This window comes from Myxococcus dinghuensis (assembly GCF_024198235.1).
Classification (GTDB): Bacteria; Myxococcota; Myxococcia; order Myxococcales; family Myxococcaceae; genus Myxococcus; species Myxococcus dinghuensis.
In genome coordinates, this window is the sequence record NZ_JAKCFB010000015.1 from 180,383 (window position 1) to 207,354 (window position 26,972).

16 protein-coding genes and 1 pseudogene are annotated in these 26,972 nt (G+C 71.7%); 3 read left to right on the top strand and 14 right to left on the bottom strand.

Annotated elements, in window-relative coordinates; all coding sequences use genetic code 11:
* From LZ198_RS21065 to pssA, 9 genes are all read right to left on the bottom strand, one after another.
* Positions 1-2,901 (bottom strand): zinc-ribbon domain-containing protein, encoded by a 2,901-nt coding sequence (locus LZ198_RS21065; protein WP_256559743.1) that lies wholly within the window; start codon positions 2,899-2,901, stop codon positions 1-3.
* A 3-nt stretch (positions 2,902-2,904) separates the two neighbouring features.
* Positions 2,905-4,449, bottom strand: coding sequence for a bifunctional phosphoribosylaminoimidazolecarboxamide formyltransferase/IMP cyclohydrolase (purH, locus tag LZ198_RS21070; RefSeq protein ID WP_253973813.1), 1,545 nt, complete (start codon positions 4,447-4,449; stop codon positions 2,905-2,907).
* 103 nt (positions 4,450-4,552) lie between these two features.
* Positions 4,553-5,041 carry a sigma factor-like helix-turn-helix DNA-binding protein gene (locus tag LZ198_RS21075; protein WP_234063972.1) on the bottom strand — a complete coding sequence of 163 codons (489 nt, stop codon included), beginning with the start codon at positions 5,039-5,041 and terminating at the stop codon, positions 4,553-4,555.
* A gap of 55 nt (positions 5,042-5,096) precedes the next feature.
* On the bottom strand, positions 5,097-5,621 hold the full coding sequence (locus LZ198_RS21080) for a MerR family transcriptional regulator (protein WP_253973814.1): 525 nt from the start codon (positions 5,619-5,621) through the stop codon (positions 5,097-5,099).
* A 383-nt stretch (positions 5,622-6,004) separates the two neighbouring features.
* On the bottom strand, positions 6,005-8,542 hold the full coding sequence (locus tag LZ198_RS21085) for a serine/threonine-protein kinase (protein ID WP_253973815.1): 2,538 nt from the start codon (positions 8,540-8,542) through the stop codon (positions 6,005-6,007).
* Positions 8,543-8,561: 19 nt separating this feature from the next.
* Positions 8,562-11,063 carry a protein kinase domain-containing protein gene (locus LZ198_RS21090; RefSeq protein WP_253973816.1) on the bottom strand — a complete coding sequence of 834 codons (2,502 nt, stop codon included), beginning with the start codon at positions 11,061-11,063 and terminating at the stop codon, positions 8,562-8,564.
* Positions 11,064-11,211: 148 nt separating this feature from the next.
* Complete coding sequence (locus LZ198_RS21095; RefSeq protein ID WP_234063968.1) at positions 11,212-11,553, bottom strand: hypothetical protein; 342 nt, start codon at positions 11,551-11,553, stop codon at positions 11,212-11,214.
* Positions 11,554-11,731: 178 nt separating this feature from the next.
* Positions 11,732-14,683, bottom strand: a complete 2,952-nt coding sequence (locus LZ198_RS21100; protein ID WP_253973817.1) for a choice-of-anchor D domain-containing protein — start codon at positions 14,681-14,683, stop codon at positions 11,732-11,734.
* Positions 14,684-14,842: 159 nt separating this feature from the next.
* Positions 14,843-15,487, bottom strand: coding sequence for a CDP-diacylglycerol--serine O-phosphatidyltransferase (gene pssA, locus LZ198_RS21105; protein WP_253973818.1), 645 nt, complete (start codon positions 15,485-15,487; stop codon positions 14,843-14,845).
* 152 nt (positions 15,488-15,639) lie between these two features.
* Between pssA and LZ198_RS21110 the strand changes: the two genes are divergently transcribed.
* Positions 15,640-18,150 carry an acylase gene (locus tag LZ198_RS21110; protein ID WP_253973819.1) on the top strand — a complete coding sequence of 837 codons (2,511 nt, stop codon included), beginning with the start codon at positions 15,640-15,642 and terminating at the stop codon, positions 18,148-18,150.
* 409 nt (positions 18,151-18,559) lie between these two features.
* Positions 18,560-19,006 (top strand): DofA protein, encoded by a 447-nt coding sequence (locus LZ198_RS21115; RefSeq protein ID WP_253973820.1) that lies wholly within the window; start codon positions 18,560-18,562, stop codon positions 19,004-19,006.
* Between the two features lie 25 nt (positions 19,007-19,031).
* On the opposite strand, the gene LZ198_RS21120 is transcribed toward LZ198_RS21115, so the two are convergent.
* The gene (locus LZ198_RS21120) at positions 19,032-19,865 is read right to left on the bottom strand and encodes a ThiF family adenylyltransferase (RefSeq protein WP_253973821.1); all 834 of its coding nucleotides are present in this window, start codon (positions 19,863-19,865) and stop codon (positions 19,032-19,034) included.
* A 467-nt stretch (positions 19,866-20,332) separates the two neighbouring features.
* Here LZ198_RS21120 and LZ198_RS21125 point away from each other — a divergent pair, with 467 nt between their 5' ends.
* Positions 20,333-21,742, top strand: coding sequence for a hypothetical protein (locus tag LZ198_RS21125; protein WP_253973822.1), 1,410 nt, complete (start codon positions 20,333-20,335; stop codon positions 21,740-21,742).
* Positions 21,743-21,772: 30 nt separating this feature from the next.
* Here LZ198_RS21125 and LZ198_RS21130 read toward each other — a convergent pair whose 3' ends face one another.
* The 4 genes and pseudogenes from LZ198_RS21130 to LZ198_RS21145 all read right to left on the bottom strand — a co-directional run.
* A complete protein-coding gene (locus LZ198_RS21130) occupies positions 21,773-23,560 on the bottom strand; it encodes a sigma 54-interacting transcriptional regulator (RefSeq protein ID WP_253973823.1) in 1,788 nt (595 codons plus the stop codon).
* Positions 23,561-23,763: 203 nt separating this feature from the next.
* Positions 23,764-24,234: a Csu type fimbrial protein gene (locus tag LZ198_RS21135; protein ID WP_253973824.1), complete on the bottom strand. Its 471-nt coding sequence runs from the start codon at positions 24,232-24,234 to the stop codon at positions 23,764-23,766.
* Entirely contained in the window at positions 24,218-26,581 is a 2,364-nt protein-coding gene (locus LZ198_RS21140) for a fimbria/pilus outer membrane usher protein (RefSeq protein WP_253973825.1), read from the bottom strand. Before LZ198_RS21140 ends, LZ198_RS21135 begins: the two co-directional genes overlap by 17 nt.
* A pseudogene (locus tag LZ198_RS21145) lies at positions 26,578-26,972 on the bottom strand (fimbrial biogenesis chaperone); the annotation flags it as partial. The pseudogene LZ198_RS21145 and the gene LZ198_RS21140, both read right to left, overlap by 4 nt.

Genomic DNA, 26,972 nt, shown 5'->3' on the forward strand with positions numbered 1-26,972 from the left:
TCACCGTTCCAACTGGTAGAGCATCCGCTTGGCGGTGAGGTAGGCGGGGTCCAACCCCACCACGCTCACCAGCTCCGCCCTCGCCTCGTCACGGCGCTGAGGAACCTCGAGTGCGGCCAGGCGCGCCTTCGCGGACAGCAGCGTCGGCGCCTGGCCCAGCGCGTCGCGCAGGGAGCGCTTCGCCGGCTCCGCCTGTCGAGCGTCCTCCGCCAGCGCCAGGCCCTGGGCCAGGTTCGCCACGGGCAACTGTCGCCCGCCCACCGCGATGGCCCGCGCCGCCAGCGTGCGCGCCTCCGCGGCGTTGTCCCTGCGCAGCGCGATGAGCGACCGGTACGACAGCGCGCTCGCGTTGTTCGCGTCCGCCTCCAGCACGTCGCGGAAGAGCCGGTCCGCCGTGTCGAGCTCGCCCTGGTGGAAGCGCACCAGCCCCTCGTACAAGAGCTTGCTGGGCTCGTCGGAGCGCTCGGCGGGCGGATGGATGATGCCCTCCACCCCCTTCACCGTCTCCGCCGGCCGCATCCAGAAGCGCGTCACCAGGAGCCGGGGCTCCAGGCGGAGCGGGTCGCCGTTGAGCGCCTGGTTCAGGACGCGGAACGCATCCTCGCGCCGCTTCGCCGCCATGGCCGCCACACCCTCCAGCAGCCGCGCGTCGAGCCGCCGCGAGTCCAGGTGCGACGCCGCCTGGAAGCGCTCCACCGCCTCCAGGGGCTTCTGCTCCAACAACAGGAGCCGGCCCTCCAGCACCTTCTCCAGCGCGGAGTCCTCCATCCGCCCCTGCAGGCCCGACAGGTGCTCGCGCGCCTTCGCCGCGTCCTTCTTCTCCAGCGCCACGAGGAAGACCTGCAGGCGCGCCGGGGCCAGGTCCTTCACCAACCCCAGGGCCTCCTCCGCCGCCTTCAGCCCCGCCTCGCTGTTGCCCGTGGCGCGCTCGGCCGCCGCCAGATGCACGAGCACGTCCGCCACGTCGCGGTCGGCGTAGCGCCCCCGGTTCTTCAGCAGCGCGCGCAACTCCCGCACACCCGCCGCGGCGTTGCCCTCCGACTGGTAGCGCAGCGCCGCGAGCGGCAGCAGCGCCCTGAGCTCGGTGGCGTCCGCCTTCACCCGGGCCTCGTACAGCTTGCGGGCCTCGGAGACCTCACCGACCTCCTGGTAGATGCGGGAGATGGCCGCGAGGCTGTCCCAGTCCTTCGGGTCCTCCGCCAGCCGCTTGCGCAACGTCTCCAGCGCGAGCCGGTACTCTCCCGCCGACTCGTGCGCGAGCGCGCGGTAGAACTGGATGCGCTTGAAATCCGGCGCGAGCTTCTGCGCGGCGTCGAAGTGCTGTCGCGCGAGACCACCCGACGAGGACAGGTACACGCGCCCCAACACCAGATGCGCCTCCGCCTTCTGCGCGTCGGCGGCCTGGGCGTGCGCGAGCGTCTCCTCCGCCAGCGTCTTCGCCTCCCGCAGCGGCTCCTCCTGGCGCGTGCGCGTCAGCAGCAGGTTCGCGTGCGCGAGCAGCAGCGCCGGCGTGCGTCCCGCGCGGGACTCGGAGGCCTCGACGAGCGAGCGCGCCTCCTGGAAGGTCGCGTCGTCCAGCCCGGCCCCGCGCCCCAGCGCCACCGCCTGCACGTAGCCGGCGATGGCCGCGTCGCTCGACGGGTCCAGCAACAACGCCTGCTGGAAGGACTCCTCCGCCTCGGCGTACGCGAAGCGCTCGTCTCGCGCGAGCTGGGCCTGGCCATCCGCGAGCCGCTCGGCTCCCGTGCCCTCCAGCTCCAGGTACTTCAACTTCCAGCGAGGCAGCACCGCCTGCACCGCCTCCGGGATGCCGGGCGCGACGGGCGCCTGCGCCTGACGCCGGGCCTCCTCCTGCCGCGAGTAGAAGAGGTAGCCGCCGCCCGCCAGCACGAGCAGCGCGCCGATTCCCCCGACGAGCCCCCAGCGCAGCCCCGGACGCGAGCCCGTCGCCTGCTTCGCCGCGGAGCCCGAGCGGATGCCCGAGTTGCGCGACACACCGGAGACGGCCGCCGCGCGCTGCCCGCTGCGAGGCTCGGCCCCCAGCTCCGGCGCGGCCGCGCTCCGTGGATTGCTGCGCGGCTCGGAGCCCAGCGGCGGCGCCATCACCCCGCGAGGCATCACCTCCACGGTGCCACTGCCATCCCCATCCTCGGGAGAGGACAGGGGCGGCAGGAAGTCCACCGCCCCACCGGGCACCGCCGCCGGCGGAGGCTCCACGGCCTTCGCCTTGGGCGCGCCCCCGGACGACTCGCGCTGACGACAGTCGTCACACGTCCCGAGCGCCTGGTCGAACGGGTCCGCCAGCGGCTTGCCGCAACTGCGACAGCCCATCGTCGCGGGCTTGGCCGCCGGCGCCGGAGCCGCGGGCGCACGTGCGGACGGAGGAGGCGAGACGGAGACGGGCACCGCGCCCGGCGCCGCGGAGACACGCGCCACGGGCGCGGGAGGCGCCGCGGGCGCCGGCCCCAGGAAGTCGAGCAGCGGGTCGCTTCCCGCTGGCGACGCCGCGGGAGTGCCCAGGTCCGCGAACGGATCCACCGGCGGCGACGACGCCGGCTTCGGAGCGGGCATCGCGCCGAAGTCCGCGAAGAGGTCCGCGTCCGGAGCCGCCGCGCCGCCGAACGCGGGACGGGCCACCTCCGTCGGTGCCTGGCTGTTGCCGTCCCCACCGAGCAGGTCGTCCGTGGACGCAGCGGGAGGGGCCGCGGCCTGCGCCGAGGGAGCCGCGGCGGCGGGACGCGACGCGGGAGCCGGCACGTCCGCGGAAGGGACGGCCGAGGGATCGCGCCGGACGAGCTGGAGGTTCCGGCAGCGAGGACATTGCGCGCGAACGCCTTTGGCCGTGATCAGTCGATCATCGATCGCGTAGGCAGCCGCGCATTTCTGGCAGACGATGCGCATGAGTCAGTGCCGGAAGTGTCGCACTCCGGTCACCACCATGGCCATCCCATGTTCATCGGCCGCGGCGATGACCTCGGGATCCCGCACCGAGCCTCCGGGCTGGATGACGCAGGTCGCCCCGGCCCGTGCCGCCTCGTCCAGGCCGTCCCGGAAGGGGAAGAAGGCGTCCGAGGCCACGGCGCTGCCCTTGAGTGCCGCTCCGCCACGCTGCATGGCGATGCGCACCGAATCCACCCGGTTGGTCTGTCCGCCGCCCTGGGCCAGGAGCTGGGTGCCCGAGGAGAAGACGATGGCATTGCTCTTGACGTGCTTGCAAACCCTCCAGGCGAAGCGCAGCGCCCGCTCCTCCTCCGGGGTGGGGGCCCGCTTGGAGACCACCTTCCACGTCAGCTCCGGCTCCACCGCGTCCCGGTCCATGAGGAGCAGGCCGCCGGACACGCTCCGCCCGTCGAGCTGGGCCCGGGGCCGGGCGTCCGGGGAGGCCAGGGCGGGGCCCGCCTCCAACAGGCGCAGGTTCTTCTTCGCCCCCAGCACCTGGAGCGCGGCCGGGGCGTAGGACGGCGCGATGACCGCCTCCAGGAACGTCTCCGCCATCGCCTGGGCGGTGGCCTCGTCCACCTCGCGGTTGAAGGCCACGATGCCGCCGAAGGCGGACACCTCGTCCACCGCCCGGGCCGTGCGGTACGCCTTCACCAGCGCGTCGTCCACCGCCACGCCACACGGGGTGTTGTGCTTGATGATGACCGCCGCGGGCTTCTGCGGGAACTCGAGCACCAGCCCCAGCGCCGCGTCCAGGTCCAGGATGTTGTTGTACGAGAGCTCCTTGCCCTGGAGCACCCTGGCGAACCCCACCGTGGGCTCCGCCGGGGCCGAGTGCTCCCGGTAGAAGGCGCCGCGCTGGTGGGGGTTCTCGCCGTAGCGCAGGTCCTGCGCCTTGCGGAACGACAGCGACAGCTCGCCGGGGAAGGGCTCGCCCGCCTGGGCGGACAGCCACGCGGAGATGGACGCGTCATAGGCCGCCGTGTGCGCGAAGGCCTTGCGCATCAGCGCGCGGCGCGTCTGCTCGCCCACCGCCTTGTCGCGCTCCAGCTCCGCCAGCACCGGCCCGTAGTCGTCCGGGTCCACCACGATGGCCACGTGGCGGAAGTTCTTCGCGGAGGCGCGCACCATCGCCGGCCCGCCGATGTCGATCTGCTCGACGACGTCCGCCTCCGCCGCGCCCGCCGCCACCGTCTGGCGGAACGGGTAGAGGTTCACCGCGACCAGGGAGATGGGCTCGATGCCGTGCGCCTTCATCTCCTCGCGGTCCGCCTCGAGCTCCAGCCGGCCGAGGATGCCGCCGTGGATGCGCGGGTGGAGCGTCTTCACGCGGCCCCCGAGTATCTCCGGGCTATGCGTGTGCTCGGACACCTGCGTGGCGGGGACGCCGGCGCCCTTGAGCGCCTCGAGCGTCCCTCCCGTCGACAGCAGGCGGAAGCCCAGGCGGACCAACCCCTGGGCGAAGGGGACCAGACCTCGCTTGTCGGAAACGCTCAGGAGTGCCAGCACGTGTGCGCCTCGGTGTGCGGGGAGCGGCGGTAGTAGCAACCACCCCCAGGGGTGTCAACGCAACACGTCGGGCAGCGTCGGCGGGTGAAACCCGCCGGTATTCTCAGGGCTTACGCGCCGAAGCAGGCGGCTCGGCCTCGGTGGCCTCGCGCAGCTTCATGAGGCCGCGCGTCTCCACCTGGCGGATGCGCTCACGGGTGAGGTTCATGATCTCCCCCACCTCCTCGAGCGTGATGCCGCCCTTCTCCGCCACGTCCAGGGCGCAGGTGTGCTCCAGCTCCCAGATCTCCTTGTCCGGGAAGTTGAGCTTGATGGACCCCGTCTCCGGATTCACGTCCAGATACAGGTTGTGCTTGCAGGAGACGAACATGCACGGGCGCGGGCCGTTGACACAATCGGCGCGCGTGCGCGGGCGCGTATCGTCCATCTGCTTGAGCAGGTCCGCCTCTTCCGGGTCCACCTGCCCGGTGAGTCGGCGACGACGCAGGTCGCGCGCCATCTCCTTGCGCGACATCGTCTTGGACCGTCGGCGCTCCTGCGCCAGGTCCTCTGCCTGGTCTCCGCCCTCCTCCACTTGCTTCACTTCCGACATGTCCCCTCCACGTGAGGCCAGTCTACCCGGGTCCACCAGTTCCAGGGCCGGCATCTTATTGCGAACTCATCGATTCGTCTGCGCGAGCTGTGACAGCGCTGCCCAGCCGGGCCACGTCCCGGACCAGATCCTGCGCTCTTTGCCGCAGGGTTGCCAACTCCGCTTCGAGCGTCCGACGGTGCTCGCCCCCGAACGCGCGCTCCCCCAGCTCCTCCGCCAGCCCATCCAATAGACCACCGAGCTCCCGCTCCACCTGGTCGATGTGGTTGCGGTGGAAGACGAAGGACCGCTTGATGTCCTCCAGGGTGTGGCCCTCCGCCATCATCTTCTTGATGACATTGATACGGCGCACAGCCTCGACCGGGTAGAGCCCGAGGCTCCCCTGGTGCTTGCCCTTCCGCCCCACCCGACGGCTCCGCGGTAGCAGCCCCGCCTGGACGTACTTGCGGAACGTGGCCTCCGACAGCCGGACGCCCCTCGGACGGAAGATCTCCAGGATTGCGCTCGCGGGCAGACCTCCCGCGTTCTCTTGCTCAATCCGAGCGATTTCGTCGGGAGCCAGCAGGTCCATCGGTTCCATTGAATATAAGCTACTGAGAAGAGGACACTGAGTGCCAGAATCGGCCCTTCGGTGTCAAGGCAGACCGCTACAGGTCCGTTGCGCTGTTGGCCAGCTCACGACTCGTGAGAAGGCACTCCGGTGCGAACAGGGCTTCGTCAGGGGTGATGGGTCGCGCCGCACCAGGACGTGCGCGTCGACGCGGGTGGTCTCGGACTCACCGCGAGGACGACATGAACGGCTGCGCAGTGCGGGGACCCGTCGGCGACACGCGCGCCAGCGGACGGGGCTTCGTCGCGTCGCGTGTATCGAGACAGGGGATGTGCGGAACCACGGGCGCGAGCGGGACGCCACCCGTGCGCCGCGCGGTGGGCGTCATCCCATCGAGGACGACAGCCGCGCCGTCAGCGAGGACGGGCCGGACGGAACTCGCGGGTGACGGTGCCGCCCGCGGTGATGGTGACGTCGAAGCGCTTCTCTCCCGACGGGTGCTGGAAGAGCAGCTTGTGCTCGCCGGGAGACAGCTTGTAGGTGGCGCGCCCGGAGACCTCACCGAGCCGACGACCATCGAGGAAGACGGTCGCGTAGGGCGTGGCTCGGATGATGAGCGTCCCCGTCGTCACGGGGGCCTCGGCTTGGGCCGACGTGCGCACCGCGACCTCCGCCACGGGTCGCGGCTCGGGAGCGAGCTCCGCCTCGCGCTTCAATCCCTCGACCTCCGCGGCGACCTCCGACGACACCGCTCCGGGTGGAACGAGCACCGCTCCGGGGGGCGTCACGGTGGACTTCGTGGCCCCGTCCGAGGGTGCACCGAGGACAGGCGTCGGAGGACCCGCTTCGTCCCGCGCGCGTCCCCGAGCGACCTGCGCTTCGTTGGCGGGGGACGTGGTCGCCTCCGGCTCCGCGCCATCGACCGCTGCGCCACCGAAGCGGCTCAGCGCCACCGCGCCGACAACGACGACCAACCCCACGCCGACGGCGAGCCCCATGGCGGAGCGGCGCCACCACGGCGTGGGCTGGGGCGCACCGGAGGGGGACGGTTCGGTGATGGTCGGCACCTCGCCGCTCGCGGCGGGCAACCGGTAGAGCGGCTCCGTCGCATGGACCTCGAGGGCCTCCCGCGACGAAGACTCCGAAGCCACGATTCCTCCCTCGACCACGCGTGGCAGCTCCGGACGGCTCGTGCTCCGGGCACGACCAAGAGCGCCCTCTCCTGCCGCCCCGGAAGCCCCTTCGGCCACCCGTGGCAGCTCCGGACGGCTCGTGCTCCGGGCACGACCAGGAGCGCCCTCTCCTGCCGCCCCGGAAGCCCCTTCGGCCACCCGTGGCAGCTCTGGACGGCTCGGGCTCCGGGCACGACCAGGCGCTCCCTGCCCCTCAGCCCCAGAATCCGCTTCAGCCACCCGTGGAAACTCCGGACGGCTCATGCTCCGGGCACGACCAGGAGCGCCCTCTTCTGCCGCCCCGGAAGCGCCCTCGAGGCCCGTGGCCGCATCGACGTCCTCGGACACCGCACCCGCGCCGGGGAGCACGGCCATGGCATCGGGACGACTCGGACGCCGCGCCGCGTTCGCGCTCCCATCGGGGATGGACGCAACGGCCTCGCCCCGGGAGCGGCTGGGCGTTCGGGTCGGGACGGCGACCTCTTCGGGCGCGGACGGCGCCACGGAGGGAGTGCCCTCCGGACGGCTCGGTCGAACGGCGGCGATGGGGGCCGCCACGGGCGGCAGCGGGCGAGGCACCGGAGACGAGGCCACCGCGGGCAGCGGCAGCATCGGCGTGGCCATGGGTGGCAACGGCACGGAGACCTCGATGGGCGCCTCCTCCCGTCGGGGCAACACGAAGGTGGACGCGTCGAAGTCCTCGTCGGGCGACAGCGCCCGCGCGGCACCGACCCGCCCCGCGGACATCACCGCGGTAGGCTCGCGCGCCACGGGGCTGCGCACCGCGTCCGCGCCAGGCACCGGCCCGCCCTCTACGACGTGGGTGCGCTCCTGCACCGTGGGGAGCGCCTGGGTGATGCTGGAGGGGAACACGCGGCGCATGTACGCGCCCAGGTCGGTGTCATCCACCGACCGCGCATGCTTCAGCACGCTCTGGGCCAGCGCCCGCTCCAACTCCCCCGCCGTCTGGAAACGGGCCTCCGGCGCCCGGTCGAGCGCTCGCATCACCGCGGCGTCCAGTTCGGGGGGCACGTCCGGGTTGAGCCGGGCCGGCGGCGGAATCACGCTGTGCTGCACCGCGCGCAGCACCGCCAGCTCCGAATCACCGTCGAAGAGCCGGCCTCCCGTGAGCATCTCCCACAGCACCACGCCCAACGCGAAGGTATCCGTGCGCGAGTCCACCGCCTCGCCGCGCGCCTGCTCCGGCGACATGTACGCGAACTTGCCCTTGAGCACGCCAGGCTGCGTGAGCTTCTTGCCCGCCTTGGCGATGCCGAAGTCCGTCAGCTTCACCGCGCCGTCGTAGGACAGCAGGACGTTGTGGGGTGTGACATCCCGGTGCACCAGGTCCAGCGGTTGACCGTTCACCTTGAGGCGGTGCGCGTAGTGCAGCCCCCGCGCCACCTCCGCGCCGATGTGGGCCACCAGCATGGGCGGCACCGGGTCCATCAGCTCCTTGCTCCGCCGTCGCAGCTCCCACAGCGAGCAGCCGCGCACGTACTCCATCGCCAGGTAGTACGTGTCCTCGTGCTTGTCGAAGTCGAAGATCTGCACCACGTTGGCGTGGTTGAGCCGCGAGGCCAGCCGCGCCTCCGCGATGAACATCCCGACGAAGTCCGGGTCGCTCGCGAGGAAGGCTCGCACCCGCTTGATGACGACCTCCTTCTCGAAGCCCTCCGGCCCGCGCGCGGTGCACAGGTAGATCTCCGCCATCCCGCCCTCGGCGAGCTTGCGACGGACGACGTACTTGCCGACTTGCGTACCCGCTTCGAGCGTCAAGGGAGCATCCCGGAGGTGCCTATTCGAACTTCACGCTCACCACGTTGAGGTCGATGGGCTTCACTTCGATACGCCGACTGAGCGTCTTCTTGAGGTCGGGATTGAAGAACTTGCAGTCATACGTCCCGACCCGCAGCTCCACCGCCTCGAAGGGCGTCTCCCCCAGCTTCTTCCCCCCACACGTCACCTCCGCCCAGGGCTGCACGGCGAAGCGCACGCGCGCCGTCCGCGTCTCCACGCGAGGCTCCGGCCGAGGCACGCGGACCACCGGGGGCGCTGGGGGCGGCGCCACCCGGGCCTCCTGCTGGAGTGAGAAGCGCTCCAACTGCTCGGGGCCCTCGCCCACCTTCACGGTCCGCTCGCTCGGCTGGTGCCGCGCGGCCTCCACGCGGATGGCCATGGCCACGCCCTGCGGCACCTCCAACACCACGGGCGCCGCGCCCTGCTGACGCCCGTCCACGTAGACGATGGACTGCGAGGGCTCCGCCTCGACGCGCAGCCGGACCCTGGTCGCCACCGGCGCGCTCTCGACGGGGGGCTCGGTCGCGGTCGCCGGCTCGACCCGCGTCTCGGGCACCGGGGCCTGCTGGTGCGGACTGGGCACCAGCCGCAGGACACCCAACGCCACCGGGCCGGACCCGCGCACCTCCACCTCCGTGCGCAGCTCCTGGTATCCCTCCCGCGACACCACCAGCGGATAGCGCCCCTCGGCCACCGACGGCAGCGTCACCGGCGTGCGCTCGGGCAGCTCGCGGCCGTCGAACACCACCCGGGCGCCGGAGGGCTCGGACTCCACCCGCACCGAAGCGGACGTCGAGGCCCCCGGCCGCAGCCAGGTCCACAACAGCACGCACACCACGAGCACCAGGCACGCGCCGGTGATCCACACCACCATCCGGGGAGACTGCGGCGGAGGCTCCGCCGGACGCGCACCGTCCGCCGCGGCCTTCGCCTTCCGGCCGGGGCGGGACATCCCCAGGGACAGCGTGGGGACGTCCTCCTCCTCCATGCCGTCGTCCCCGCCCATCGGAAGCTGCAGCGCGGCGCGGGACAACCGGGGCGGCGGCGACGCCAGCTCCGGCATCGCCAGCGTGGGCGCGTCCTCCTCCACCTGATGCGGGACGGCGGGCCCCTGCCGCGTCATCGAGCGCGACTCCCCGCCCCCGTCCGAGTCCCGGGGCGGGAAGTGCGTCACGCGCGAGGCGGCCCGCGTCTCCGAGGCGACCTTGATGTCGGTCAGCGTCGCCCGGGACGCGGCGCGCCCGTCGAGCGTGGGCGCCTCCTCCTCCCCGCCCCGCGCGGGCGGCGAGACGGCGCCCAGGCCCGAACGCGAGGACCGCGGCTCCGCTGGCGGCTCCACCGCCCGACGCATGCCGGACTGGCGCGGGCCGGGCTCCACCGCCTCCATGCGCCCCGTCTTGCCCGTGCCCCGCGGCCGCAGCGCCGCCGTCTCGCCCTCCGGCGCCACCGCGGCACGCGACAGGGAGGGACGCAGGCCCGAGCGCCGCGACGCCGGCTCATGCCGCAACGACCCCAGGGCCGAGGCCGAATCGGAGTCCTCCAGGAGCAGCTCGCCGGAGCGCGACTCCGACGCCAGCCGCTCCGCGTAGATCTCCTTCATGTACGCGGCCACGTGCGCCGTCGACGACGGCAGCCGGTTCGCGCTCAGCCAGTCCTCCAGCGCCAACTGGAGATGGACCGCCTCCTGGTAGCGCTCCGCCGGATCCTTCGCGAGCGCCTTGAGGACGATGGGGTCCAGGTCCACGGGAACCCGAGGGTTCGCCTGCGACGGCGGAATCACCTTGCACTCCGCCACCGCCGCCAGCGTCTGGATGTCGCTGCCACGCTTGAACAGCCGCGTCCCCGTGAGCAGCTCGTACAGCACCACGCCCAGCGCGAAGATGTCCGAGCGGCAATCCACCCGCTGCCCCGCCGCCTGCTCCGGGGACATGTACGAGTACTTGCCCTTGAGCACGCCCGAGCGCGTCACGGTGGCCTGGTCCGCCGCCTTGGCGATGCCGAAGTCCACCACCTTCACCCCACCCTCGAACGTGACGAGGATGTTCTGGGGGGACACGTCGCGGTGGACGATGCCCAGCGGCCGGCCCGACACCGGGTCCGTGCGCTTGTGCGCGTAGTCCAGCCCCGCGCACGACTCGATGAGCACCCGGCACGCCAGCGGCACCGGCACCGGCTGGCCCATGGCCTCCGACTGCTTCCAGACCCGCCGCATGTCCTCGCCGTGGATGTACTCCATGGCGATGAAGAACGAGTCGTCCTGCGCGCCCAGGTCGAAGATCTGCACCACGTTGGCGTGGTTGAGCCGCGCCGCGATGCGCGCCTCGTCCAGGAACATCTTGACGAAGTCGTCGTTCTCCGCGAGGTGCGGGAGGATCCGCTTCACCACCACCAGCTTCTCGAAGCCCTCCGGGCCCTGCTGGCGCGCGAGATACAACTGCGCCATCCCGCCCATGGCGAGCCGCTTCAGGAGCTGGTACCTGCCATACGTTTCAATGGACACGGCGACCCGACCGGCACCCCACCGGGAATCCCACGCGGACGGTGGCCTTCCGCGAATCCTGGTGGAGACTGGCCCGAGCGTAAGCCCACTGGCCAGGGGGGTCAAACCCTTGTAAGCACAACGGAACCCGGAAACCGGGCTCCCGGGGCTACCGGCGGGCCGCGCGGACCTCGCGCGTCTGCCGCATCAGCGCCTCCAGCTCGTCCAGGTGCCGCTTGAGCACCGGCATCAGCACCGGCGCCGCGTCCACCCGGTCGAACAGGTCCAGGACCCGGTCCACCTTGCGCTCGATTTCCTGGGCTCGGGCCGGGGTGATGCGGCGCAACAGCAGGTCCGCGCCGGCCTCCATCAGGGCGCGAGCGACGGCATCCCGGGAGACGAGCGGCTCTTCCTGGCGGCGGCCCTCACCCTGGATGACGCGCAGGCCCGGTGCCCTCGCCGCGGGGCGCCCCGCGCTCGTCATCGTCGTTGCATCGGAATCTCGGGACATCACCGGGTGCCTCCTCGGCGCGAGCGGGTACGACCTCAGGGTACACACCGTGAGGAGCCCTCCAATTTTCTGGTCATCCGCACAGGCGGAAGCAGACCTGTAGCACCCGGGGCCGACATGTCCGTTGCAGGCCGGATGTCCGGCCCTTCGACTGGCTCACACCTCGCGCCCGCCTGCCTCAGTTCGCGTCGCAGGAGCGCCGGTAGGTGATGGCGATGCGCGTGCCCGGCGCGGGGGTGGTGTCGAAGATGACGCTGTTGGTGGCCGCGTCGTAGTGCCAGCCCGTCGTCGTGGGCGCGCCGTTCACCGCCACCGTGACGCTGCCCGGCTCCGGCTTGTCCGTGAGCGGGAAGCGGTCCTGGGTGGAGAAGGCCTTGGTGGCCACGGCCGTCAGGAGCGGGCCGTAGTTGGCGGCGCAGACGTTCATCACCTCGCCGCCCGTCTTCGCCGTGGCCTCCGCGTAGCGCGTGCCCGTGCCGCCCGCCGTGCCACACGCCGCGGTGGTGGGCGCGATGGCGTAGAACGTCGCGCGCTGCGGCTGGTTCGCCCCCTTGCGCTGCTGCGCCCACTGCACGTACGTGTCCACCGCGTCCGGCGAGTGGTCGTCCTCGTCGCCCACGAAGACCACCACGAGCGCGGCCTCCTCGCGCAGGAAGCCCAGGTTGCCGTCGCGCGGCAGCGGGGTGCGCGGATCATCCGCGTTGTTGACCAGCGGCGGCGACAGCGCGCGGCGCATCGCCTCGAAGCCCTGCTCCACCTGGGCGCACTGCCCCACCTGCACGTTCTGCTGGAGCTGCGCGGCCAGGTTGGGCGTGGCGTGGGTGAGGATGCGCGGGCGGGCGTTGTCCGCCGGGAAGAAGCGCCCGGCCTCGCCGCCCTGCGCGCCGCCCGGACACGCGTTGGAGACCGGGGTGATGCCCGTGGTCGTCACCGCCACCCGCAGGTCCACCTGCTTGGCCAGCGCCGTGTCCACGAAGGCCGGGATGGCGGACACCAGGCGCGGGTGCTCCTCCACCATGGACGCCGTGTTGTCCACCACGAAGAGGACGTCCACCTTGCTCACGTCCTGCTGGACGAAGGTGTCCGTCTTCTCCACCCGCTTGGACGACTCCCCGATGAGCGGCACCAGCAGCGGCTCCATCAGGTCGCTGGAGCGCACGAACAGCGGCGACAGGTTCATGCCGTAGGCCTGCGCGAAGTAGTCCACCCCCACCGTGAAGGCATCCCCCGGCTGGAGCGTGAAGGGCCGCGGCGCGGGGATGCCCCCCACGGAGAACTCCCCGTCCGTGGTGCCCGCGCCAATCCACACGTCGTCGACCGACACGGGGATGGGGCACGCGTTGAGGTAGTTCACCTCGCGCGGCTCCGGCGGACAGTCGCGCCGGGCCACGCCCCAGTCCACGAACCAGGGAGACGCCACGAGGCACGAGGCCTGCGAGTGCGCGAACAGCGGCACCAGCACCACCGGGTTGAGCGGATCCATCTGCTCCACCTGCAGCGCGCCGGTGAACGTGCCGCCCGCCCCCGGCGACGCGAAGGACACCTGGAAGCTGAACCAGTCCCCCGGATAGATGATGACGCCGAACAGGTCGCCACCCGGCATGCCGAACACGCCGCCCGCGTCGTCGCGCAGGCGGATGTTCTTCACCGGGCACAGGTCGGTGCCCTTGTTCTCCAGCTTCACGCCCAGCACCGCGCCGCGCAGCGGGGGCACCGTGCCGAAGTCCACCGCCGCGGGGGTGATGGCCAGGTTGCACGGCGCGTGCTCCTGCGCCTCGCCCTGGAAGTCGAGCGGCACCACGGCGGCCGAGTAGGCGTTGGTCGTCAGCACCAAGGAGCCCGTGGCGGGGCCGGTGCGCGTGGGCTCGTAGAAGACGGAGATGTTGACCTCCTGGCCCGGCTGGAGCGTGTGCGGCAGCGCCAGCGGGAGGTGGTTGAACTGCGGCGCCCCGGTGGGGTCCGGCTGCCACTCCAGCGTGTTCAGGGTGAGCGCCCCCGCGTTGGAGGAGCCGCAGTTCTTCACGTTGACGACGACGCGCGTCTTCGAGCCCAGCGGCTGGTTGCCGAAGTCGTGCGACACCGGCGACACGCACAGCTCCGCGGCGCCGCCGAAGCCCCGCAGCTTCACGTCCGTGGTGGGGTGGCGCTTGCTCTCCACGTGGTAGCGCGCCATGTCCTCCGCGGGCCCCATGTGGCCCGGGCTGTAGCGGAACTCGAACTCGCGCACCTCGCCCGGCTGCAGCACCAGCGGGAAGCCCGCGTTCGCGTGACTGAACGACGCGTCCTTCCCGTCCAGCGTCAGCCGCGTCACCGTGGCCGGCTCCGTGCTGATGTTGTGGATGCGCGACACGCGGAAGGCCTCGCGGTCCACCGGCACCGCGTTGAAGTCGAGCACCGGAGGCTCGGCCACCACCGCCTGCTCCAGCGACTCCGCCGCCAGTTGCACGGCCACGTCCGCGCAGCCCCGGCACGGCGTCACCGCGAGCGCCACCTGCTTGCGCCCCACCCGCACCGGGTTGAACGTCACCGGCAGTTGCGCCTTGGCCCCGGGCTCCACCACCACGGGGGCCGCCTGGAACTCGTCGCGGTCCGCGCCCACCAGCCGGGGCGCCACCTCCACGGGCAGCTCCGTGGGGTTGTCCAGCTCCACCATCAGCGTCTTGGTCGTGTCCGCCTCGATGCGGCCGAAGTCGAGCGCGCGAGGCGACAACCGCGCCCACGCCTCCACCCCCAGCCCGGAGAGTGGAATCCTCAACAGCGGCTCGATGCGTGTATCCGAGCGCACCACGAGCGTCGCCGGCAGCCCGCCCGACTTCGACGGCGCGAAGCGCACGCGCAAACCACACGCTCCGCCGGGCACCAGGCTGTGCGGCCCCTCGTGCGTGAACTCCGCCTGGTAGGCCCCTTCCGGGCCCTCCACCCAGACCTCGTTCACGTCGATGCGCGCGCGCCCCACGTTGCGCAGGGAGATCTCCGTCTCGCGCGCGTCGAAGAGGGCCACCTTCTGGAAGTCCATGCCACCCGGGGTCGCCGTCAGCCGGCCATCCGCCAGCGTCGACCGTTCGCGATCCGCACACCCGGCCAGCAACCCCAACACCGCAAGGGCCCAAAAGCCCCGGTGCCCCGTCATGGCTTCCACCCCTTCCCCACGCCCATCGCCCACGTCCGCTCGGCACCCCATGGTGAGGCAAGGGAGCGGATCAGGTGGCGAAACTAGGCACCCATCCCGGGGCGGGCAACCACCCAGGGGGGCGACTCCAGGGCCCAACAGGGGTGTGTCTGTCCGCTTTCAAATCTTCGGGATGCGCAATGTCTTGCTGATCATCGCGCTGCCGCTGAGCACGTACAAGAACGTCAGGGGATGCAGCGTCAGGGGCCCCGCCTCCCAGACTCCGCCCCACAGCCGCTCGCCGATGCGCCCGTTCCACGTCGCCACGGAGAGCACCAGCACCAACGCCAGGCTCGTGGGGATGGGCGTGCCCTCGAAGTACTTCACCTTCCCCGTCGCGTCCGCCAGCTCCGCGGACGTGACGTTGAAGCGCGCCAGCCGGCTGATGCCACACGCCACGAAGTACAGGAGCGCCGCCACGTCCAGCGACCCGCGCATGCCCACCGCGAACGCCAGCGCCGCCGGCGCCATGCCGAAGGAGATGACGTCCGCCAGCGAGTCCAGGTCCGCCCCCAGCGGCGACTTCTTGAAGCGCCACCGCGCGATGCGCCCGTCCATGACGTCCATCACCAGGGCCACCGGCATCAGCCCGAAAGCCACCCACAGCCAGTGCTCGCGCTGCGTGGCCAGGTACTGCATCGCGGCGAGGATGGCCCCCGCCCCCGCGAACCCGTTGCCCAGCGTGACGAAGTCCGCGAGCACGAAGGTGCGAATCATCGAGAAGTGGCGGCGCGGGCGGCGCGCGCGGGGCGGCTCGGTCGTCATATCCGCGCACTCCTAGCACATGGGCCCTTGCACGCCTGCCCTCGATTCCATGGCTCATGCCGCGCCGCGTCTGACTTTGCGCCGCTGGATTCACCCGTTTCCGCGAAACCTTTTGACGCGCGAATCAGCACGTTCCTACGCTTCGCCTCGCCATGCACATCCAACACTCTGTCTCATCCCCTGCGGGGGCGTCCTGGAAGTCCAGGCGCACCCGTTGGCACCTGCCCGTCCTCGCGGGCCTGAGCCTGCTCGTCGCCACCGCGTGCAGTGACGATGATGACGAGGGCGTCACGCCGCCACCAGAGGGGCCCGCGAAGTACGAGGCCACCATCCGGCGCACCGCCCACGGCATCCCGCACATCACCGCGAAGGACATGGGCAGCCTGTCCTACGGCCAGGGCTACGCCTTCGCCAAGGACCACGTCTGCATCCTGTCGGACCAGATCATCAAGGTGCGTGGCGAGCGGGCGCGCTATCACGGCGCCGGCCCCGGCAACACCTATGCGGGCAGCGACTTCGGCTATCGCATGCTGGGCATCCACGAGAACGCGACCAAGGCGTTCCCGGACCAGCCCGAAGAGCTCCAGGAGATGTTCAAGGGCTACGCGGCGGGCTTCAACCGCTACATCGCGGAGACGCCGCCGGACAAGCTCCCCGCGCCCTGCACCAACGCGCGCTGGGTCAAGCCCATCGACGCGGTGGACCTGTTCGCGTACGACATCAGCGTGGGCCTGGCCGGCAGCAGCTACCAGCTCATCCTCGCCATCGCCGCGGCCACGCCCCCCAACCTCACCAGCGGCGCCGCGCTGCGCCCCGCTCCCGGCAGCTTCAAGGTCGAGCGCCCGGAGCTCAGCAGCGTGGGCAGCAACGGCTGGGCCATTGGCGCGGAGCGCTCCGCGACCGGCCACGGCATGGTGGTGGCCAACCCGCACTTCCCCTGGGAGGGTGAGCTCAAGCTGTGGGAGAGCCAGTTGACGGTCCCCGGCCAGCTCAACGTGTACGGCGTGGGCCTGCTGGGCGTGCCCGCGGTGCTCATCGGCTTCAACGACCACGTGGCGTGGACGCACACGTTCTCCTCCGGCCAGCGCATGACGCTCTACGGGCTGAAGCTCGTGCCGGGCAAGCCCACCCGCTACAAGTACGGCAACGAGGAGCGGGACATGGTGGCCGAGGACATCACCATCCTGGTGCGCCTGCCCGAGGGCTCCGTCACCAACGTCACCCAGCGCTTCTACCGCAGCCACTACGGCCCCATCATCGTCATCCCCGGCACGGCCGAGTGGACCGAGCAGACGGTGCTCACCTACCGCGACGCCAACCTGGAGAACACCCAGCTGGTCGCCCAGTTCGTGGGGATGAACCGCGCCAAGAGCCTCGAGGAGTTCCAGAACGTCTACGCCAACGTCCAGGGCATCCCCTGGGTGAACACCATGGCCGCCGACCGCGCCGGCAACGTCTGGTACACGGACGCAACGCCCACCCCGAACCTCACGCCCACGGCCATCGCCACCTGGCGCGCGGCCTCCAGCGGGCTCGACCCGGCCACCACCGCCCTGTGGAACGGCATGGGCCTGGTGCTGCTCGACGGCAGCAACCCGGAGAACGAGTGGCAGACGGTGACCGGCGCGCGCAGCCCGGGCCTCGTCCCCTTCAGCGGCGTCCCCAAGCTGGCGCGCCGCGACTTCGTCTTCAACGCCAACGACAGCTACTGGCTGGCCAACCCCGCCCAGCCGCTCACCGGCTTCTCGCCCCTGCACGGCCTGGAGGACGTCCCCCAGACGCCGCGCACGCGCATGAACGCCACCCTGCTCACCGAGCAGAACGGCGCCTCCGGTCCGGACAACAAGTTCACCGTGGCCGAGCTGCAGGACGCCATCCTCAGCAACCGCGGCATGACGGCGGACCTGCTGGTGGACTCCGTCGTGGCGCGCTGCCAGGGCGTCACGACGGTGACCTACAACGGCGCGCCGGTGGACATCCGGCAGGCGTGCACGGTCCTCGCCGGCTGGGACAAGCGCTACGACGTGAACAGCGTGGGCGCGGTGCTGTGGCGCGAGTTCAACGGCCACTTCTCCCTGGCCCAGATCTCCGAGGGCGCGCCGCTGTTCGCGGTGGCGTTCGACAAGGCGCATCCCATCGCCACGCCCAACACGCTCGTCCCCGCGCCGGCCACCGGGGCCGACCCGGTGCTGCAGGGGCTCGCGGGCGCGGTCACCCGCCTGGCCTCGGCCAAGCTCGCCGTCGACGTCAAGCTGGGTGACGCGCAGTACTCCACGCGCGTGGACGGCAAGCGCATCCCCATCCACGGCGGCGCGGGCCAGGACGGCACCGCGAACGTCGTGTCCTGGGGCACGCTCAAGTCCTCCACGCCCGCCGCCGACTTCAGCGCGACGCGTGGCACGCTCGTCAACTCCCGCACCAACCTGACGACGTCCGGCTACGTCATCAACAACGGCAGCAGCTTCATCATGGCCATGGGCTTCACCGACACGGGCGTGGACGCCCGCGCGGTGCTCACCTACAGCGAGTCCAGCGACAAGAGCTCGCCGTACTTCGCGGACCAGACGGAGCTGTTCTCCGCCAAGCAGTGGCGCCCCATCGCCTTCACCGAGGCGGAGATCGCCGCCTCCAAGGTCGACGAGGTCACCATCTCCGGCAACTGATGCACCCGGCGCCCCTTCCTTCGGGGAGGGGCGCCACCCCGTCGTGAGCAGGCCCCTCGCGCCCCCGCGAAGGGCCCGCCGCGCGCCGGCGCCACCAGGGCCCTCCCGCCCGGTGTCGAGCCCGCAGCGGCCGCCCCTGCCTCCCGCCCCACCGTCCCCAGCCCACCCGCGTCGGCTCCGCGCCACGTCGGGCGCATGACAGGTGCCACCGCGTCCAGGCGCCGCGCGCGGACACTCGGCGCGGCTCCGGGGCCGGACTCTGTCCTCCCCCGGATGGCGGCCCCGAGAGGAGGCTTCCGCGCGGAGACGACGCCCCCACTCTGCGCGGGCAGACCGCCCGGCAGCGCTCGCGCGCGAGCGTTGAAACGGCCCCGGGGACTCCGGTCCTGCGAAGGAGCGACACGCAGCCATGACGACACCTGTCTACAAGACAGCCCTCATCGACCGGGTCTTCTTCCTCCGGTGGGAGGCGCCCCCCAACCTGTCGGACATCCGCGCGGTGTTCGAGCAGATGCGGGACGCGCATGCCCGGCTCCGGCCGCCGCTGGTGTTGGTGGCGAGCCTGTCGCCCAGGTCCGCGGTGCCCAACTCCGAGCAGCGCAACAACCTCTCCGCGTTCCAGGCGGACGCGCGCCCGCTGTTCACGCAGATCCACGCCATCGTCGAGGGCAACGACCTGCAGTACAACCTCCAGCGCGTCATCATCGCCGGCATCAACATCGTCACGCGCTCCTACGACGAGGCGCTCCAGCGCGTGCACAAGCGCGCCGACCAGGTCGCTCCGCTGCTGTCGGAGTGCCTGGGCGTGGACGGCACCCGGCTCATCGAGGAGGCCCGGCGGCGCGGCGTGGTGTGAACACGCCCCCGGAAGCCGCGAGCCCTCAGCCCCGCGCCCGCGAGAGCGGGCGGGGGGCCTGGCGCGCGCCCGTGGCGGACGCGGAGGCGCGCACGTAGCAATGGTCGAAGAAGTCGACGTAGAGGTACTCCGGCCACGACACCATGGCCCGGGGGCCGAGCATCACCCCGCGCATGAGCTCACTCACCATCATCCCGGCGGCCGTCGTCGCGCCCACCACGCACGTGGGCGCATGACCGCGCCCCGCGTAGCAGGCCTCCATGTAGTCCGGGAGCATGTAGCTGCCCAGGTGCGGGATGATGGCCGGCAGGTCGATGCGCCCGTCCGGCTGCAGGTAGAGGTCCTCGTACCCCGGCGCGTCCGGTTGGAAGACGTGCAGCGCGGCGCCAAAGCCCAGCATCAACCCCGTCATCGCCGGCACCCCGCGCTCGCGGCACGCGCCGTGGAGCACCTGCTTGGCCCGGCCCCCCGCGATGTCGATGACCTCCACCACGAAGTCGACCGGCGGCAGCGCGCCGTCCCCCGACAGCAGCGCGGCCGCGTTCTGCTCGGTGACCCCTTCCAACACGCGCCGCAGCCTCAGGGCCGGGTGGATGTCCAGGCACATGCGCCCCACGACCTCCACCTTGGAGCGCCCCACGGTGCTCTCGAAGCAGCCCACCTGGCGGTTCATGTTGTGACGCTCGTAGGTGTCGAAGTCCGCCAACGTCAGGCAGCCCACCCCCAGCCGCGCCAGGTCCACCGCGCACTGGCCACCCGCGCCCCCCACTCCGGCGACGAGCACATGGATCGTACCCAGCCGCGCCATCACCTCCGGACCGATGACTCCCAGGTTCCGCTCGAAACGGGGCTCCACCATGACGACGTCTCCAGGGCTGGGGGTCTCCACTCGTTCTGGATCCGCGCCCCCGGTTCCGGGAGGCCCGGGGCGCGCCATCTGTTCAGCAGCGCCCGCGACCTCACGGGAGGTGTCCGCCGCGAGGCACACGCGACGTCGGCCAGCCACCGCTCCCCTTGGCGCGCCACCCGTCCCCTCCCCACCGCCCCTCTCGCGAGCCCGCATGGAACGCCGGATGCCGCACCCGTGATGCATTTGCTTCAGTCTTGAAGCGGCAGCGCGAGGACCGCACCCAGCAGGGCATGTCAGACGCTTGATTCAGAGTGGACTTCATGCGTGAAGTCCGGGGCTGGAAGGCACTCCACGAATTTCCGTCATTTATTCGGTGGCGCGAATTCTGCTCAAAGGGCGACACGCCACGGAGGGCCCTCGGGCCGGCGGTGAGGCGTCCTCCGTCCCCTTTCTTTTTCGACCCGAGGTCCATCTCCATGCGTCAGTGGTTCGGCATCCCCTTGTTCCTGGCAGTCCTATCGCTCGGCTGCGCCAGCGCCGACGGCATCTCCACCGAAGAGGAATTGAAAGACACCGCGACGCGCGCGCTGGTGAGTGGCGCCGCGGAGTTGCAAGGCGTTGCGGGCCAGGGCTCCGCGCAGGCCGTGACGCGCGAGCCGCTCTTCGGTGACGTGGCGCATTACCGCTTCAAGCTCCAGGTGGGGCCCGACACGCACGACGTCGTCACCGTGCACCGCGTGGTGAAGGAGCGGGCGCCGTGGGTGCCGGCGCGGGCCAACCGCGCGGTGTTCATGGTGCACGGCGACGCGTGGGGCTTCGACGCGGCCTTCCTGTCCAGCGTGGGCTCCGCCTTCGTCCCGCAGGACCAGTCCATCGCGGCCTACTTCGCCAAGGAGGGCGTGGATGTGTGGGGCATCGACCTGCGCTGGGTGGGCGTGCCCGCACAGACGTCGTTCTTCGAGTTCATGGCCCAGTGGAACCTGGGCTCCCACGCGCAGGACGTGGGGACGGGCCTCCTGCTGGCGCGGGCGCTGCGGCTGGCGTCGGGCAACCTGGGCGGTTCCATGCAACTGATGGCGTGGAGCCGGGGCGTGGTGGTCGCGCTCGCGTACCTCAACTCGGAGGCGCGCCTGCCCCGGCTGCTGCGCCAGGTGGACGGCTTCATCCCCATGGACATGGCGGTGCGCTTCTCGCCGGCCCACGCGCAGCAGCAGCAGTGGGCGTGCGAGCGCTACACGGCGCTCAAGCTGAAGCGGGACGCGGGGGCCTTCGAGGGCGGCGTGCTCGGCCCCGCTCCGGGCGTCGGCCTCCAGCTCATCGGCGCGCTCGCCGCGACGGCGCCGCAGCAGCCCTCCCCCATCTTCGCGGAGGACATCTTCGGCCCCGGCACCGGCCACCCCTCCAACCGCAAGGCGGCCGTCATCGCCGCGGCGGCCACCAGCGTGCTCTTCGCCCCGCTGCCCCCGCTCACCCCCGGCTACCACCATGCGAGCGGCCAGTTGGACGCCACGGGGCTGCCCGACACCCTCACGCACACCACCGAGGGCTACCTCTTCGAGTTCGCCCAGCGCGCGGTGCCCTACCAGAGCCTCAACGAGGTGCTGGAGTCGGAGGAGTGGGCGTGCGGCGCCACGGACGTGCCGTTCGACGACCGCCTGGCCTCCGTGAAGGTGCCGGTGCTCTACGTGGGCGCGGGCGGCGGCGTGGGCGAGTACGGCCTGCACTCGCTCTCCCTGCTGGGCAGCACGGACACCACGACGCTCGTCGTGCGCGACCGGCCGGAGGCGCAGCGCGCGCTCGACTTCGGGCACGCGGACCTGTTCCTCGCCAACGACGCCCGGCAGCGCGTGTGGCAGCCGGTGCTCCAGTGGGTGCGCGCGCACTGAGGTCCGCGCGCGTGAGGAGGGCGGCGGGCCTCAGTCCTCCGCCTTCCACAACCCGTGGCGCCGCGCCCTGCGGCCCAGCGTCACCGGGTCCATGCCCAGCGCCACGGCCGCGCGCCGCAGCACGCCGCCGTGACGCTCCAGCGCCTCGCGGATGAGCTCGCGCTCCACCCGCTCCAGGCGCGCGCGCAGCGAGCCGTCTCCCGCCAGCTCGTTGCGCGCCGAGGGCGCGGCCCCCAACCCCGGGGGCAGGAGCCGCCGCGACACCACCTCTCCCGGGCGCGACAGCAGCACCGCGCGCTCCATGACGTTGCGCAGCTCGCGCACGTTGCCGGGCCAGGCGTACGCGCACAGCGTCGCCTCCACGTCCGCGGACACGCCGCTGGCCGACCGCCGCAGCGCGCGGTTGAACAGGTGCAGGAAGTAGCGCGCCAGCTCCGGCACGTCCTCGGGCCGTTCGCGCAAGGGGGGGATGTCGATGGTGAAGCTGTTGAGCCGGTAGAACAGGTCCGCGCGGAAGCGCCCCGCCCGCACCTCCTCGCCCAGGTCCTTGTTGCTGGCGGCCACCACGCGCACGTCCACGTGCTTGACCTGGGTGCCCCCCACCGGACGCACGTCCCCCGTCTCCAGCACGCGCAGGAGCTTCGCCTGCAGGTTGGGCGTCGTGTTCTCGATTTCGTCCAGGAAGATGGTGCCACCGTCGGCCAGCACGAACAGGCCGGGGTGGTCCGCCACCGCGTTGGTGAAGGCCCCCTTCACGTGGCCGAACAGCTCGCTCTCCAGGAGCGTCTCCGTGAGCGCGCCACAGTCCTGCACCACCAGCGGGGACTCCCCGCGCCCGCTGAGCCGGTGGACGATGCGCGCGAGCACCTCCTTGCCCGTGCCCGTCTCGCCTTGCAGCAGCACGGCCACGCGGTGGGGCGCCACCAGGCGCACCATCTCCATCACCCGCTGCATGGCGGCGCTGCGGAGCCCCACCTCGTCGTCGCCCCGCCCTCCCGGCGCCAGCGGCATCTGTTCGGACAGGGCCCGCTCGCGGAGCAGGTTGCGCTCCAGCTCCAACGTCATGCGCCACTGCTCGGTGCGCACGCCGCGCTCCCGCCCCGCCGCCAGCACCGCCTGCAGCAGCGCCTCGCGCGGAGGCGCGGCCCCCAGCGCCCGGAAGAGGCTGCCGGTGTTGAACAGCGCCACCAGCCGCTCCGGCTCCGCGGGCGCGCAATGGATGATGCGCGTGGCCAGGTCCCCCGGCGGCCCGGCGCCGGACAGGTCCACGTCCTTGCGCGACGCCAGGTCCTCCACCAGCGCCAGCGCCCGCTCGGCGTCCGCCCCGCATACGAGCAGCACCGTCACGTCGCCGCTCGCCAGCAGGGTGTGCGCCTCCGCCTCGGTGGCGGCGAAGCGCGGGGCGGCCTGCCCCTCGAGCGCGGCCCGGACGTGCGCCGCGTCCTCGTCCCCCGCGAACGCCACCACCACCTGGACGCGCGCGGTGGACAGGAAGCGCGCCACCTTCACCGCGTCCGAGCCCTCGAAGGACTGGAAGAAGACGCCGAGCGCCGTCACCGCGCCGGCCGTCTCGTGGCGCCAGCGCACGTCGCCTCGCGCCCGGACGTGCTCCCCCGAACCCGGCAACGTGAAGGAGAGCTCCAGCGACTCCCCCTCGCGCGGCCCCTCATGCGGGCCGAGCGGCGTGGCGATCAACCCGATGCCCGTCTCGCTGATGTTGACGGCCCAGCACCCCTGGAGCGCCGGCTGCGTCACCACCTTCACGTACAACGGCTTGCGTTCGCTTCGAGGGGCGTAGGCGGACACAGGCCGCGTCATGACCACCGCAGTCTACTTCACGGATGAAGCCGTGCTGGGAAATTGCCGCGGAGGAGGATCCCCCACCGTCACCCCTCTTTATCGCGACGCGGGCTTGGACGTTGCGTCCCTCCGCCTCGAATTCGCGCGCCCGCGAGCCCGCACGGACCGTGGGCGCAACCCACGCTCGGGTGTCGGCTGGGACTCACGACGTCGCGCGCCGCCTAGAAGGTCAGCGTCACGACGATGGTGTCCGAGTAGCTGCCGGCGGGCACGGTCTGCCCGGCGGGGATGCGGCCATAGACGGGCAGCGTCACGTCGGACCCCAGCAGGGGAATCAGGGGGCCGTAGTGCGACGTCCCGGACAGCCCGTTGCCCCAGATGACGAGCCGCGTGACGTCCAGGTAGAGGTTGTAGTTGAGCGTCGCCGAGGAGGGCCCGACCATCCGGCGCGACAAGGCGCTGGTGGCTCCGCCCGGGCTCAGGTCGATGGTCATGGGGGTGAGCTGGGCGTCGCACCGGAAGGCGATGCTGCCCTGGGTGTCGAGCGGCAGCGCCGAGGTGCTGAGGTAGTTGACGAAGTTGAGCCCGACGAGCCCTCGTATCTGGCAGGCCGCTCCGGCCGACGCCGGGAGCAGCCCGCATATCCCCGCCGCGAGAGCCGCCACGACGCGTCCACTAGCGGGCAGCTTCATCCATGCACCTCATCTCCCCGAGGTCGATGACCATTTCCTCCAGGGATGGGACGTCCAGCGTCGCGGCGCATCGTCCGCCGGGGTAGATGACCGTCGCCGAGTGGCGTCCTGGACTGAGCCCCACCAGCTCGAACTCTCCGCCATGTCCCAGCGGCGAGGTCCAGGTGCGGCCCTTCTCCGACACGTGGAGCTCCCCGTAGGCGAGCGAACGCGACGGGTCGGCGCTCGTGAGCACCAGCCGCCCGCGGAACGCCCGCACCGACTCCGCCTGGAACTCCAGCACCACGCCCCCCCGCAGCCAGGGTGTCACCAGTTGCTCCGTGGTCGGCAGGTACACGTCGAGCGGCAGCTCCCCATCCGACAGGGAGAGCCGGTTGGCGTTGTAGGCCTGGAGTCGCGTCACCACGTATTCCCCCTGGGAGTCCGTGCGCCCGACGAGGTGGTTGTTGAGGTGGACCCCCACGCCCTTCACCCCGTCCACGCGAACCAATGCGAAGCCGTTGTCGACGACGCGCGTGGCGTGCACGCGCCCTCCGATGGCGACCAGTCCACCCGCCACCTCCGCCGCGCCCACCACCCGCCCGTCCTGCCACTCCGCGCCGCCCGCGTAGCGACCGATGTCCGTGTCGTAGTCGACGCGGCCCCGCGCGTACGCGGCCCCGCCCGCCTGGCCCTGGACCTGGAACCCCCAGCCCCCATCCAGCGGCACACCGCGCGCCACGTCGACGTTGGTGAGGGGCTTGTTGCTGCCGCGCGCGTGTCCCACCGAGGCGATGGTCCGCCCGTCGAGCACGGCGTTCAGGTAGAGCATGCCGTCCAGCGACGAGCTCCCGTCGGACAGCAGGCCGTGGTTGGCCGTGAACGACAGCGTCGCCCGGTCGCTGAGGCGCGCGGTGGTCGTCGCGGACAACCAGGTGCTGTGCTCGCGATCCCTCCACCGGGACACGACCACCTGTCCCCCCAGGCTGACGCGGCTGCCCACCGCGACGTAGAGCGAGCCGCCCGTCTCGAGCCTCGGGCGGTCCTCGTGCGGGTAGAGGCCGATGTTGCCGTAGTGCGCGCTCATCCACCGGCCGAACAGCGTGCCGCCCACCCAACGCCCCTGGAGGCCGTAGACGGCGCCCAGCGCTCCGCCGCCCCGCTTCTCTCCTCGGCTGAGGCCCTGGGACAGCTCCACCTCCCCGAGCGGAAGCTGCATGAGCTGCGAGGCGCCGGCGCTGACGAGCGCGGGAGAGACCTCCAGGCGGACGCCTGGAGTGAGCCAGGCCTTCCACCCCATGCGGGCGCTGGCCAGGAGCATCGGGTCCCCGTAGCTGAAGCTGCGGGCCCCCAGATGCGTCCGCTCGACGCCCAGCGACGCGCGGTAGTCGAGCAGGCCGGGCGCCAGCAACTGGCCGCCCAGGTAGTACGAGCCCTGCACCTCGCGAACCCGGCCGAAGGCGTCACGCACCACGTAGCGCGTCGTCCCCTCGCCCCGGGGCACGGTGAGGTTCTCCAGGCGGAACGGCCCCGGAGGCAGGTCCGTGCGTCTGACCAACTGGTTGTTGACGTAGACCTCCAGCGTGGAGGGCGTGGTGACATCCCCCGCGAACTCCCGCACGGGGCTCTGGATGAAGTAGGGATTGAGGTCGAACGAGCGGAGCAGGTGCACCCCGGCCACCACCGCGCCACCGCCCAGCACGCCCCCGAACGCGGAGGACTCGCCGGCGATGGCGCGCACCATGTGCTCCGGGAAGTCGACGGTGAGCTGGCTCAAGCCCCGCAGCGGCTGGGTGCCGGGATGCCACCGCATCTGCGTCGTCAACAGCCCGCGCCCCACCGACGCCCCCGCTTCGCCGAACATCGTGAAGTCGAGGTTGCGCGCGTGGACCGCGTAGTTGAGGAAGCCGCTCGGGCTCCCCTTCACGACGTACCCCGGCGGCGGATGCACGCCCAGGTCGACGCGCGTCTCACCGAAGACGGTGGCGGGCAGTTCGCAGCTCAGCGTGGCGGTGTCCGCGTCGAGCCGGAACGTGCCCATCGGCTGCAGCGACTCGAGCGAGACGTAGGTCTGCCCGTCGATCGTCTCCATCCGCGCCGACAAGCGGGCCAGGTCGATGCCGGACTCCACGAGGTCGGAGGCCGGCATCAACACGTCGGTGTCCCGCACCAACGGGAAGACGTCTCCCTGGGGCATGCCGTTCAGGACGAACGACACCACGATGGGGATGAGCGCAGGAGGCTGGGGGGGTGACTCCGAACCCGCGGGCGGCGCTTCCGCCAACGCGTCCACCGCGCCCCCCAGGACGGACAGCGCGAGCGCCAGCCGCCAGCTCGCCTTTCCCTTCGAGCAGGACACGAGGTTCATGGCTGGGAGGCGATGTCCTTGCAGGCGCCGGCTCCGGACACCTTCGCCGACTGGAGCATCACGCCCCGGTCCGTCTCCAGCTGCACCTCCACCGCCCGAATCCTTCCGCACGCGTCCGCGGGTGCCACCACCGCGAACGATTGCGAGCCCCCGGGCAGTACGTACCAACCCGCCTGCACCTCCTCCACCAACCTCCGGCCCTGCCCGTCCAACCCCCTCACCCGCGCCTGCTTCACGAAGAAGTTCACCGTCCCCGGGTTGTGTACCCGGAAGTGGAACGTCGACTCCTTCAACGCGATGCCCTCCACCCGGCTCTGCGCCTGCTTCTTCACCGGCGCCACGAACACCGGTATCGACACCCGCGTCAGCACCTTCAGCCCCATCATCGGCG

Coding starts and splice junctions, on each gene's coding strand:
- LZ198_RS21080 (WP_253973814.1), bottom strand. CDS start 5,621: ATGGAACCGATGGACCTGCTGGCTCCCGACGAAATCGCTCGGATTGAG.
- LZ198_RS21140 (WP_253973825.1), bottom strand. CDS start 26,581: ATGAACCTCGTGTCCTGCTCGAAGGGAAAGGCGAGCTGGCGGCTGGCG.
- LZ198_RS21110 (WP_253973819.1), top strand. CDS start 15,640: ATGCACATCCAACACTCTGTCTCATCCCCTGCGGGGGCGTCCTGGAAG.
- LZ198_RS21135 (WP_253973824.1), bottom strand. CDS start 24,234: ATGAAGCTGCCCGCTAGTGGACGCGTCGTGGCGGCTCTCGCGGCGGGG.
- LZ198_RS21130 (WP_253973823.1), bottom strand. CDS start 23,560: ATGACGCGGCCTGTGTCCGCCTACGCCCCTCGAAGCGAACGCAAGCCG.
- pssA (WP_253973818.1), bottom strand. CDS start 15,487: ATGACGACCGAGCCGCCCCGCGCGCGCCGCCCGCGCCGCCACTTCTCG.
- LZ198_RS21120 (WP_253973821.1), bottom strand. CDS start 19,865: ATGGTGGAGCCCCGTTTCGAGCGGAACCTGGGAGTCATCGGTCCGGAG.
- LZ198_RS21095 (WP_234063968.1), bottom strand. CDS start 11,553: ATGTCCCGAGATTCCGATGCAACGACGATGACGAGCGCGGGGCGCCCC.
- LZ198_RS21125 (WP_253973822.1), top strand. CDS start 20,333: ATGCGTCAGTGGTTCGGCATCCCCTTGTTCCTGGCAGTCCTATCGCTC.
- LZ198_RS21115 (WP_253973820.1), top strand. CDS start 18,560: ATGACGACACCTGTCTACAAGACAGCCCTCATCGACCGGGTCTTCTTC.
- LZ198_RS21100 (WP_253973817.1), bottom strand. CDS start 14,683: ATGACGGGGCACCGGGGCTTTTGGGCCCTTGCGGTGTTGGGGTTGCTG.
- LZ198_RS21065 (WP_256559743.1), bottom strand. CDS start 2,901: ATGCGCATCGTCTGCCAGAAATGCGCGGCTGCCTACGCGATCGATGAT.
- LZ198_RS21075 (WP_234063972.1), bottom strand. CDS start 5,041: ATGTCGGAAGTGAAGCAAGTGGAGGAGGGCGGAGACCAGGCAGAGGAC.